Source organism: Mycoplasma sp. NEAQ87857 (assembly GCF_009792315.1).
GTDB lineage: Bacteria > Bacillota_I > Bacilli_A > Mycoplasmatales > Metamycoplasmataceae > Mycoplasmopsis.
Window position 1 is genome coordinate 867629 of sequence record NZ_CP045542.1, and the last position, 13346, is coordinate 880974.

Here is a 13346-nt window from a genome sequence, read left to right on the forward strand (position 1 = left end):
AATTTGAAATTGCTATATGGGTTTTTGTGAAAATTATTCCACATACAAATAATTTGTTTTATAAAATAATATAATTATTATATGAAAGGAGAAATATGCGTTTAAATAAAAAGATAACAAAAATCCTTAATAAATTTTGAAAAATAAGCATTTTGATTCCTTGTATCTCGTTAGTTTCATCAGTTGTTGCTTGCAATAATATAACCAAAGAAGAGTCTAAACCATTAAATAAATATGAAAAATTTTTATCTTCAACTTATGATCTAGAATGAAAAAATCCTAATTTACTTGAACATTATACTAAACCCAAATGATGACTACCTTCAGTAAACAAGAATGATCCACACACTTATCTATATAACAATAAAAAGGTAATTAAATTATTAGAGTCAAAACAAAATATAGAACTTGTAAAAACTATAGATTTTAAATTAAACAAAGAAAGTCCTCGTATCATCAAAAGTATATGAAATAATTCAGAAGAAAGATTGCTTCCTTTTGATGTGAGTTTTGAATTTCAAAACGGAAATACAAATGTTGATATTATTGGAAGTTTTCCTGAAGGAAATGATAAGAGTTACCACGAAAATAAAAAAAGTGTTACATTTAATGACCTAAATGAAAATCATAATTGAGTTATAGAACAGTATCAAAAAATTGAAAACCAACATTTAATTTGAAAATTTATAAAGCGGATTTTAAAGATAATAATATACTAACAAGTGCCACAAAGAAAAAACAGTTTTTTATTGTTGAATATAATTATAATTGATATTTTAAATTAACTTGACATATACCTTTTAGATTTTATCTTTATGTCAAAGATAACACTCTTTATATTTTAAGAGAAATCTCAACAACGAATAATAAATATTTTAATACTAGTTATTTACATACTTCTTGATTAATTGATACTCCTGCGTATATAGCTCTATATAATCCCAAAGATTATAAAAGATTTGTTGAAAGAGAAATTAAGGACAAAAAATTATACACATTTAACGAAACTAAATTAATACCTATAGATAATATCCCGGAAAATTTAAAAGTTGTTATTGAAGATATAGGTATTAAAGATGGAGTAATCACCAAAATAGGTGATCAAACATTTGAATCGTTTGTAGGTGAAGATAACACTAACAAATAAATATTGGTATTAAAAAATTTTTAATTATTATTAAATTAATAACTAATTTAATAAATCAAAAGATGGACAAACCTTTGTCCATCTTTTATATTAGTTAGAAATTTATGAACAACTTTTATAAAAATAAAACTTATTAATTTGAAAATAATATAATTTTAAATACTTATTAAAGATATTTAAAGGAACAATATGTCAAAAAGAAAAATAATGAAATTTACTATCTTAACAATGATGAGTACTTCATTGTTAAGCACATTTATAGCTTGTTCAAATAAACAAGCTAATAAACCATCAAATCCATCAAAGCACGATTTAAATGATATTATCGACAAAATAAATGTAGAAATTAATCCAAACTCAAAAAATAAAACCATTGAGCAATTGAATATAAATGATTTTAATTTTAAGCAACTAGATAATAAACATCAAGTTGCTAATTTTAGTGTTAAAAAAGTTACTAATAAACAAATACAAGTAACTTTTAATATTAAAGACCTAGCAAACAATCGTTCAAAATTTAAATCTATAAATTTAAATTTTGAATCTATAAACGATATTCATAAGCCAATTGTTGATAATTTAAATGATTTAGTTGATCAAGTAGAGGTTAAATTAATCAATCATCCTAAAAATAATTTAATTTCTTTAGTTAAAATAACTGATTTTGAATTTAGTAATTATGATATAGCAAATTATAAGATAAAAGAAAAGAATATCTTAATCAACAACAATGCTATTAATTTAAGTTTTAAATTAGTTAATAAAACTAATAACGAAGAATCAAAACTTAAAACCATAGTATTTAATGATTTTAGTACCAAAAACACTTTATTAGAGCAATTAAATCAAGTATATAACCAACTTAATATTGAATTTAACGGTGATAAAGCAACTACTTTAATCAATAATGTAACTAAGAGTGATTTTAATGTTAATGGTTTAAATGATATGTATCAATTAGAGATTTTAGAGTTAGATATTCATAACAGCGATATTGTTTTAAAGACTAAATTATCATTTAAAAATGATTTAGATCTTTTTGTCAATAAAGATATTAGTATATCAGGATTTTTAACTAAAGAGTTAGTTATTAATCAAATGAATAGTGATTTAGCTAATCTTTCAATTCAATATAAGAATAATATTGAAACCACTTTAATCACTGATGTTAATCAAAATGATTTTACAATTAGTAATTTTAATGATAATAAATACACTTATCAAGTAATTTCGTTTTTAAAATCTAATAATAGTGTTATCTTTAAACTATTAATCACCAATAATCAATATCCAAGCATTGAAATTACTAAAAATTTAGTTCTTTCAGGGTTTAAAACTAATAAAGCATTGCAAAATAAATTAAATCAAGCATTAAATAATGTAGAAGTAAATTTTACTGCTCAAAAGGAATTGTATTTAACTAATAATCTAACTGTTAATAACTTTAGATTTAGCGACTTAAATAACAATTACACTATTGAAGATGTAAATTTAATTAAAGAAAACGGAACTGTTAGAGTAAGTTTTAGAGTAAAAGATTTAGAACATAATTTAGCTTCAAATATTAAAACCATTACTATTAATGGTTTTAAAACTAATGAGCAATTTATCAATCAATTAAATAATAAATTAAATGATATTCAAGTTCAAGTTAATATTGATAAAGGCCAAACATATACTAAAGACATAACTTGAGAAAATTTAGTATTTAGTAATTTAGATAATTTAACTATTGTGCCAGTAGATTTAATTAAACAAGATACAACTATAATAGTTAAATTTAAAATTAAGGATTTAGAAACTAATTTAATTTCAAGCGATACTAAAACACTTGAAATTAATGGTTTTAAATTATGAGTCAATTATCAAGAATTATTAAATCAAAAACTTAATCAATCAACCTTAGTTTTTAATAAAGATAAATCGAATACTTTAGTTAAAGAAGTTAATATTAATGATTTTGAATTAAGTTTAAATAATAATGAAAATTCTGATTATGTTTTAAATACTATAGAAATACTTAATCAAACTCATAATAGTGTGAGTTTGAAATATACTATTAAAGATATAGCTAATGATTTAGTTTCGAATTTTAAAACTATTACTATTAGTGGATTTTTAGATTATGAAGCAAATAATAGTAATTTAATTAATCATCTTTTATCAAAAGTTAGAATCATTGCATCAAATAATGGTTATTTTGAAAATAATAAAGACAATATAAATCTTAATCTTGCTAATGTTGATGCTAAATTAACTAATTTAAAATATCAATGATATTTAAATAATCAACCTATTTATAATGAAACTAATAATAATTTAACCATTACTAAAAATCAATTAATTAATAATTCGATAGTTAAATTAAAATTATTAATTAATTTTGATAATCAAGAGCTTACAGCTTTTACTAATGAGTTAAATTTATATCCTATTAACCCCTTAGAAAATATAACTTTAAAAGATAATAATCAAGGTTTATTGGTTAATAATTCAACTACATTAACCTTAGAAAATATTGATTTATCAAACATAAAACAAATTACTTGATATCAAAATAATCAAGTTATTAGTAATGATTTATCAAGTAATTTAACTATTAATTCTAATGGAAATTATTATGCAAAAATTATTAATAATAATGATATAAGTTGAACTACTAATCTATTAGAAATATCAAATTTAAAATTACAAAATAATGAAGTTGAATTTAGAAATAAATTAACAACTGAGTTAAATTTACAATCATTTAGTTCTAAAATCTTAAGAAGATATCAAAGAACAGCTAATAATCAATATTATGAAACTAATTTAGAAAAAGAATATGGTAAATATGGTTTTAAATATCCTGGATGAGATAATAATTATGAATCTAATGGTAATAAAAATCGTGATGAATATGTTGATAATGGAAAAAGATTAGATTATTTAAACTCTTGATTAAAATACACTGATGAAACTACCCATCAAACAAAATTTGTTAATATTTCAGATTTAGTTTTAAATGAAAAAAATGATCAAAATTTAGATTATGCTGATCCTAATTGAATTAAAGAACAAATTAAAAATAACACCTTAAAAAAACATCCAGCAGTAAAGAATTTTTATCAAAGAAATGTTTTAGATACTACTTCAGCTATTGATAAAAATATTCAAATAAGTTCTAATATCTTAGGATTTAATTCTACTGGAGCATATTTACCTGCAGGAGAAGTTGCTACTATTACTTTTAGTGATAGAACTTATGAAATATTAAAAAAATATTATCAAAACAACAATAATGATTTACCTTTTAAATTTATTATTAATGCTAATTATTGAGTTAATAGAGGATTTGATAATTCTGGAAGAATATCAAATAGATATCCAAAAATCCAATCTGAATTTAGATATAAATTTAGTGAAATTGATCCAGCAACTAAAAGTTTAAAAATAGCTACACCTTTTGGTGGATCGTTAACTATTGAATTAACTAATAAATTATTTAATGATGATGGTTCATATCATACAGTTAATTTAACTTTATCTAATGTAGTTGAGCAATTATTTTATTCATATAAACAAACTACTAAACAAGATTGAATAGAGCAATTAAATAAAGTTAAATCTGGAAAAATATCAGCTCCAGTATTAGCGATTCAAACTGATTATTCATCAATTTTAGTTCCCTTTACTGCTGAAACTTCTATAGCTTATGTACCTTTAGATAAAATAATTTTCCCTGAAGATGTTTTTAGAAAATGAGATTCATTTTACCAAATGTCATTTGCTTGAGGTGGATATAATGGAAGAAAAATAGTTTTAAATTATTGTAATGATGTCTGAGGAGGAGCTGGAGCTTGAGGAGGAAATGGTTATTTATATGCAGATACTAGTTGAGCAAGTGGATATTTAACTGGTAATACTGATTTTAGTTTTGCTAACTGAGGAAATTATCATGAAATTAACCATAACTTCCAAGATTATCAAGATCCTTTTAATATTAGAGATCATGGATGAACCAATATTCCTTCAGTAGTTGATTTAACTTATATTAATGATAGTTCTAGAAAAAGAAATCTCTTAAATGGTTCAGGAAGATGAGAATGAGGGTGAGCTAGATTAGCTAATGCTTATAATTTAGCTAATAATTATAATAAGGATTGATATTCTTTATATAGCTTTATGATATATAGCTTAGGTCCAAGTAATTTTGTTAAATGAGTTCAAAATTCCGCTCGTTTAGGACATAGCTATAAACAAACTAATACTGTTAAATATTTATCAGATTATTTTGGAATTAATTTTTATTATGCTTTAAGAACTTATAGTTATATGGCTGAGCATAATAATAAATTTAGAATTAATGTACCTAAATTAGGAACTGTAGAAGATGCAAATACTACTGCTAGAGCTATAGAAGAATTTAATAAAGCAACTAAAGGTTATGAAGATGCTAATAAAGCTTTAGAAGAAGGTAAACAGAATATTCAAGTTGAAAAAGATAAGATAAAAGCAATGAATTTACCTATTATGCAAAGTATTGAAAAGAACCTTGAATTAAATCAACAATTAAATGATTTAGCCTCTAAACAAAAAGAAGCGTTAAATACTTTAGCTAATACTAAAGAAGCATTAAGATTAGCGGATTTAAATTATCCAAAAGATAAAAAAGTAGTAACAAACATTAAACATATCCAAGAATTACCTGCAATGGATTTTGTAGCTAATTTATATGCTGTTGGTAATTATTTTTACAATCCTAAAACTCAAAGATATGAATATGATTCAGATGTGCAAGCTCCATTTTTAGTACCTGCTTTTGGTGAATATACTTTTGATTTTAATAAAGCAATAAAATCAATTAATCCTAATTTTAAATGATCAAGAATGAGATTTAGTCCAACTACTAAATGATTTGGTAGTTTAAAAGTTGATCCAAATGATAATAAGAAGCTAATTTATATTGCTAATAGCAATTATTTAGATCAAATTGATGAATTTGATCTAACTATTTATCCAGATGATTTTGATAATAAACCAAGTAATTATGTTCCAGGATATAAATTTAAAATCAAGATGCAAAACGTAGTTAATCGTCCAAGTTATTATATTTTTGATCAATTAGATCAAGAATATAGATCAATTGATCAAGCTATTAGTTATGCTAAAAATAATAATGTTAAAAGCTTAAAATTAGTTCAAGATTTTACCTTAGGTGATGGAGAAAATAATTACTTAGATAAAAAAGCAAAACAATTAACTTTATCTAAATTTAAATTTATCCCACCTAAAACTGGTAAATATACCTTTAAAGGTACAGTTGATGATTTAGCTAAAATTTATATTAATGGAACAAGTATGTGAACTGAAAATCATTGAAATGATCAAGCTAAAGATTTCTTTAGCTATGATTTTGATGTAAATCAAGTTTATGATATTGAAATTTGAGGATTTAATATTTCTGGAGCTGGAGGAGTTAATTTCTGATTAGTTAATGATGATAAAGCTTATAACTTTAAAGATTATGCTTTAGTAGATACCATTGATACTTCTAAATATACATTTAATCAGTTAAAATCATTTCTAACTGATAGTAAATATCAATATCAACCTAGATACATTGATTCTCATGATCGTTCAGAATTGCAAATTAATAAATTTATTCCTACTATTAATGCTAAAACTAAAATTACTGCAACAGTAAATGATACTGATGCAAGTAGTGTTTTAGATCAAAATAATGTTTATACTTCTAATGAAAAAGAAGTAACATTTAAATTCACTTTAGAGCAACCTACTTTATTAAATACTGTTTCGATTACCAGATTTGTTGATGTTAATAAAAAATTAACTGATGATAATTTTGAAGTTGAACCTGAAGATCATGATGAAAATAATTCAACAGTTACTTCAATAAAACCTAAAGATAATGAACAAGAAGTTGTGGATAATGAACAAATACCTTCACATTATAAATTGACTGCAGTTGATGAAAGTGGTAATAATGTAACTTTATTTGATTATTATGCTTCAGTAGAAACTCTAGGCCCTAGTTTTGATATTAGTTTTGATCAAAGTTTCAAAGCTAAATACTTGTATTTAACTGTTGATAAAGAAACTCCAGGAATTAAATTGGTTAATGTTAAATTTGGTTTAGCAATTAATGCTAATGCTATTAAACCAATCAATTCTAGTGATATTAATTTCTATGGAAATTGAGAATTAAAGGCTAATGATAAGGATTATGGTTCTTGAGTTAATGCTACTAGTGCAATTAACAATAATGCTAATAATTATTTTGAAACCACTATTAAAACTAACTCGTTCTCTATCATTGGTAAAAAATCACCTAATGGATCAAGTTTTGATGTTTATTTAGATAATAAATTAATAGGTTCAAATATTTCTACAGCTAATAGTGATACGATTTTAAATACTTTAATAGCAAGCTTTAATATTAATGATAATCAAGAACATATATTAAAAATTGTTAATAAAGAAAATAAAGAATTAGCTCTTAATTATATTGCTTATAATAAAATTAAATAGAGGATTTTATGAGAAGATTCGATAATACAAAAATAATTTATGAATATGAAAAATATCAATTACTTTTAAAAGGTGTTGAAGTAAGTAAGGAAAACTTCGAAAAGAGCAATTTATATAATAAATTACTTGAAAACAAAATATATAAAGAAGAAGATTACTACACTGCTAATATTACTTCAATGTGTTTAAAAACCAATCCAACATCAGTAAGAATTAGAAGTGATAAATTTTTAAAATCTTGCATTGAAAATAAAGATTTAAAATTTTTGGTATCCAGTTTTATAGGTAATGAGAACGAAATGATTCATTATATTGTTAGCTCTCATTGATTTATAGATTATAATAAGCAAGTTGATAAAAGCAATAGTTTTATTCATTTTGATGTACATGACTTAAAAACATTCTCTTATGAACCTGGTTTTCATTATAAGAAACTTAAAGGTAAGAATGTTACAAAGTTTGTATTCTTAATAGTTAAAGATAAGGAATTTAATATAGAACAATTATTTGATTACTTTAATTTATCAACTAACTGAAACAGAAGCACAAGTTATCTAATTAAAGATTCAAGAAATGACCCACAAATTCCAGATGGTATAAGAAAATTTCTATATAATAAATTCAATAATTCTTGTGCTATACATTATTTAGATAAAGAAAAATGTAGAACAAAAATAGATTGACAAAAAACAAAAGAAGCTTTAAAAGGAACAAATTTAAATACACCTTTAGATTTTCATCATTTTATTCCTAGATCAAAATTCAAAAATGAATGATTTAATAATAATTTGGATGAGTTGGATTGAAAAATAATCCACAATATTATAAATGTTGTGCCTTTGTGTCAAATATGTCATCAAAGTATTCATAATAGAGATAAAAAGTTAGTAAAAGATACTTTTTATAACATTATTCAAACATTTGATAATACCAATATGCTAGAAGCTTTTAAAGAATATTTAAAAGATACTAAAGTTATAAACTCGATAGATGAATTGCTAGAATACTATTTATCATAATTTTGTTATAAAAGAAAGGGGATTTTATGAAGAAACTAGTTGTTTGAGACCTTTTTGGAGGTGGACAAAATAGTGTTTATAATGGTTTAAAAGAGAATGATTTACTCAAATACTTTGATGTATATACATTTGATGTAACTGAACCAACTAGAGAAAAACACTATAAATTAGATTTATCACAAGATAATATTGTAGAAATCTTTAAAAAATACCCTAAACCAGATATTATAGTTTCATCTACTTTATGTCAATCCTTTTCATGTGTTTTAAATATGAAAGGTGGTGGTACTTGTTTTTGAAAATATAAAGACGATTCAAAAACAGAACTAGAAGAACGTAGTGTCGAAGAATTTGAGCGTCTTAAAGGTGGATTTACACGAAATTTAAAAAGTGATGTGCAATTATTTATTAAAAGATTAGGAGAAAGGTGTATTAATAATACAATCGAGTTAATCAAACACTATCAACCTAAGTTATGATATATAGAAAATCCTAAGCATTCATTGATTTGAAAGTATATTAAATTTAATAGAACAGATTTTTATGATGCTAATAAAATGTTTTTAAATGAAACATCATTAGGTAAATATGGTTTTTTTACTACTAAACCTACTATTTTCCTTTCTAATGTCAAATTAGAATTATTAAAAGGGAAAATTGAACCACCATATGAGGTCAAAGAAATAGATGGAGTTAAATATTATGTATTAAAAGATGATCCATCTGTCAAAGTTGAATATTCATTAGATAGCAGAATGATTGGATTAGCTTCGATTAAAAAGATGATTAAAGCAAGAAGTGTTAAGTCAGGAATGGGTGGAATGGATTTTGTCATGAGGTCTCAAAAACAATATACTCAAAAGAATAAAATGGTGAATGAACAATTGTCAGAAGCAGGTCCAGCTTCTTCAATTCCTCATCCTTTAATTTTTGAAATATTTAAACAATTTTTAAATAATATTGATGATAGTGGAGATTTCTTAGAATTACAATATATTCATCAAGAATTTACAACTTCAAGTGATTCTGAATAACAAAATGGCCTAGTGCCATTTTTATATACTTTTTTCACACAAGATAAGGGTTAGAGATGATTAAATTAAGAAATTTTGTTAATTAAATAATTTAGTATAAAAAATACAATAAATAATAATATGAATAACAATTTAAATAATTGTACTATCGTTATTGAATTTTTGTTAATAATAGCTTTCTATATATATATATATATATAATGTTTCTCACTTGTAGAAAGGAAGAAACAGATGAAAAAATGAAAGTTAATACCCATAACTATAGCAAGTACTGCTATTATTTCGTTATCAATTATGACTATAGCTTGTAATAATTCAAAAGTTAATAAAAAGTCAATTGATCAATTAAATACAAATCCAATTGATTTAAATAAGAAACCTACCAAACAAATAAATACAAAATCAAAGAATCCAGAAGTAAGTATTACAAATAAGGAATTAACAGAAAAGTTAATTTCATATGGTTTAAATGAATTAACGGCTTATGAGCTTGGTGATTGATTAGGTAATGAATTAAAGAATGGAGAAGAATTTTTAACACAATTAAAAGATCAGATACAAAACCCTGATAAATATTATAAACTTAATGAATCTAATGTTTTAAAATCATTAAGTTACGAATGAGAAAATCTAAAAATCTTATATATTCCAGATGCTGTTGATATAGATTTTGATATAAGACAGATTAGTTTGAAAAAACACAATGATAAAATTTCAAATTTAGAAATACTAATTCTACCAAACCTTCGTGTAATAAATGATTTCTTTAATGCAACAGGTCCTGAAAGTAAAAGTAATTTAAAAAATATCTATGCTCCAAAACTTAAAGAAATTGACAGAAATGCTTTCTGAAATACGAAACTAACCCACGTAGATTTTCCTGAACTGGAGAAAATTGAACCATATGCCTTTACAAAATCGAACCTACAATCTATCAATGCTCCAAAATTAAAAGAAATATCGGGTGATCCTTTTGATAGAACTCCTTTCCTTGAGAAGAATAAAAAAATTATTTTTAACAATAGTATTTTAATAAAATACGATAACAGTTTAATACCTGAGAACGGTATAGTGAATTTACCCGAAAATATCGAAGTTATTTCTGATGGAGTATTTTCTCAAAAAGAAAAAATAAAACAAATTAATGCACTAGGAGTGGTTAAAATAGGTGCATCAGCTTTTTTGAGTTCAAAACTAGAATTAATCAATGCCCCAAAACTTAAAGTAATAGGTGATCGTTCTTTTGCATATACCAAACTAACCCACGTAGGTTTTCCGGAACTTGAGAAAATTGGGCGATATGCTTTTGAAGAATCGAACCTAGAATCTATCAATGCTCGAAAACTAAAAGTAATAGGTGATAGTTCTTTTGCACGTAATAAACTAACCCACGTAGATTTTCCGGAACTTGAGAAAATTGGGCGATATGCTTTTGAAGAATCGAACCTAGAATCTATCAATGCTCCAAAACTTAAATTAATAGGTATTGGCTCTTTTGCATATACAAAACTAACTCAGACAAACTTTCCTGAACTTGAAAAAATTGGTACAAGTGCTTTCCGTGGATCAAACCTTAAAAAAATCAATGTTCCAAAATTAAAAGAAATTGGAACTGATGCATTTGAATCTACTCCAAAAGAAAAAGAACTTTATAAAATGATAAACGAACAAATTTCAAAAAACAAAAATGAAGAATAATAGTTAATCCTGAGTTTCCAAGTTTTAACAAAAAACGATAAAAAGAGCATTTTATTGCTCTTTTTTCAACTTTTTCAAAAATTTACATTGTAATTTATGGTTTTTGAGTTTCTAATATCTTTTTGATAATAACAAAATCATTTAAATGTTGCATATTATCTTTATTTTCTATTAATTTTTCAGTGATAATTTTTGAATTTACTACTTCAACATATTTATTAGCACTTAAAATTGCTTTTATTAATCTTGTGTTAGTAAATCTTTCGTTTTTAACACCTAATACAGGTTCTAAGTTTTTATTTACTAAAGTTAATAAATATCTCATAAGAACCAATGATATAAAGCATAAAAGGAAATATCCTTCAATGTGTTTGTCGCTTCGTACATACACAGGTCTAATTCTTAATGCGTTTTTTAATGTTCTGAAGTTTTCTTCAACTTGTCATTGTTTTGCATATAAATCAACAACATCTTGAACCGTGAGATCGTGTCTCGATGTTTCATAAGCATATAAACCATCAAACTTTTTATCTCTTTCGATTTTTTCATAATCTAACTTATATGAAGTTGTTTTACCATTTTCAATTTCTTTAAAGAATTTGTATTTTTTACCAGCAAGTAAATCAGCTTGAGCAACAATACCGTTTTTAGCTTTTTTGTTGAAATTATCAATAAGAATTTGTCTATCTTGTTTATCTTTTTTAGCACGTTTTTCACTATAAGTTATTATTCTACGTCTAGTTCTTCCATTTGGACGTTTTTTCTGTCATAGTGATTCATAAGTTTCTTCTTTGAATTTAAAATTATCTAAATCAACATATCCTTCAGGATCTTGAGCGAATAATTTAGTTCTTTTAGTAGCGATTTTTAATCTGTAAGAGATTATAAAATCTATATTATTTTGTTCTAGAAATCTAATGTTTTTATTAGTACTCATTCCTCTATCAGCAATTATTGTAACCATTCTAACATTGTAAATTTTCTTGATTTCATTGATAAATGGAATGAAAGTATTTGGATCAGCTGTATTACCTTTAAATAATTTGTAATGGATTGGAATACCATTTTCATCAGTGATTAAACCTACTACAATTTGATCTTCTTTGAATTTTCCATCTTTTGAATATCCTGGATGTTTAAATCCTAAACTTGTAAAAGTCTCAAAATATACAGTTGATGAATCAAATCACATTACATCAACAGATCTTAGGTTTTTAGAAATTAACGAATTATTGATGTTTTTTAAAATAGTTGTTTTATTGTCTGAAAGATAATCTAAAGAGTTGTAGAATGTTGTCTTTTTTGAATCAAATTCTATTTCATAATCTGGGATACTTTCAAAAGTTTTAATAAGACTTTGTTGTTTTAAGATACGTGTTGAAATTATAAATTTCAATATTTTTATTAATTCTTTTGATCTTGTTTCTTTAGTTTTCTCAAAAATATCCAAGTCATCAATTGTGTTAAATAAAATCTGATGACCATAATTTACAACTTTTGATTCAACAACTGAATTTTTAAGAACTCTATTTACTTCTTGCAAAATTTTATCTTTAGGTCATTCAGGATCTCAATTAACACAAGCTTCTTTTAAGAGATTAATTGGGTCTTTTGTAGATTTTTCTAATTTTTCTAAATTACCTAAACCAATACTTCGCTTGTAACCTCTAGCATGACCATTTGAGATAGCTGCTGTGATGTAGTATGTGTCTTTTCTTTTACTTCTAACAATAATCCACTTTTCTTTTTTCATACTCCTAATTATACCATAATTACAATGTAATTATGTGGAAAAAATAATTTTTTTACTATACGTAGTATAGTAAGTATGGAAAAGTGTTAAAAAATTGGTCAAAACTTGGAAACACAGGATAAGTTAGGTGTTTTTGAATGTTTAAATAAATATCAAACTGTAAA

The 13346-nt window shown here is 24.0% G+C and carries 7 protein-coding genes; 6 read left to right on the forward strand and 1 reads right to left on the reverse strand.

What is annotated here, in order from left to right; translation table 4 throughout:
- Positions 1 to 95 precede the first annotated feature (95 nt).
- The 6 genes from GE118_RS03135 to GE118_RS03160 all read left to right on the forward strand — a co-directional run bounded on the left by GE118_RS03135 (position 96) and on the right by GE118_RS03160 (position 11429).
- A complete protein-coding gene (locus GE118_RS03135) occupies positions 96 to 719 on the forward strand; it encodes a hypothetical protein (RefSeq protein ID WP_158763983.1) in 624 nt (207 codons plus the stop codon).
- A complete protein-coding gene (locus GE118_RS03140) occupies positions 677 to 1147 on the forward strand; it encodes a hypothetical protein (RefSeq protein ID WP_158763984.1) in 471 nt (156 codons plus the stop codon). The genes GE118_RS03135 and GE118_RS03140 overlap by 43 nt, the downstream gene beginning before the upstream one ends.
- A 189-nt stretch (positions 1148 to 1336) precedes the next feature.
- Positions 1337 to 7678 (forward strand): M60 family metallopeptidase, encoded by a 6342-nt coding sequence (locus GE118_RS03145; RefSeq protein WP_158763985.1) that lies wholly within the window; start codon positions 1337 to 1339, stop codon positions 7676 to 7678.
- A gap of 8 nt (positions 7679 to 7686) precedes the next feature.
- Positions 7687 to 8697, forward strand: a complete 1011-nt coding sequence (locus GE118_RS03150; RefSeq protein WP_158763986.1) for an HNH endonuclease — start codon at positions 7687 to 7689, stop codon at positions 8695 to 8697.
- A gap of 26 nt (positions 8698 to 8723) precedes the next feature.
- Positions 8724 to 9731, forward strand: coding sequence for a C5 methylase (MAV1virus-like) protein (locus GE118_RS03155; RefSeq protein ID WP_199267018.1), 1008 nt, complete (start codon positions 8724 to 8726; stop codon positions 9729 to 9731).
- A gap of 231 nt (positions 9732 to 9962) precedes the next feature.
- Positions 9963 to 11429, forward strand: coding sequence for a leucine-rich repeat domain-containing protein (locus tag GE118_RS03160; protein ID WP_158763987.1), 1467 nt, complete (start codon positions 9963 to 9965; stop codon positions 11427 to 11429).
- Positions 11430 to 11523: 94 nt separating this feature from the next.
- Here GE118_RS03160 and GE118_RS03165 read toward each other — a convergent pair whose 3' ends face one another.
- Complete coding sequence (locus GE118_RS03165) at positions 11524 to 13182, reverse strand: IS1634 family transposase (protein ID WP_158763988.1); 1659 nt, start codon at positions 13180 to 13182, stop codon at positions 11524 to 11526.
- Positions 13183 to 13346: the final 164 nt, after the last annotated feature.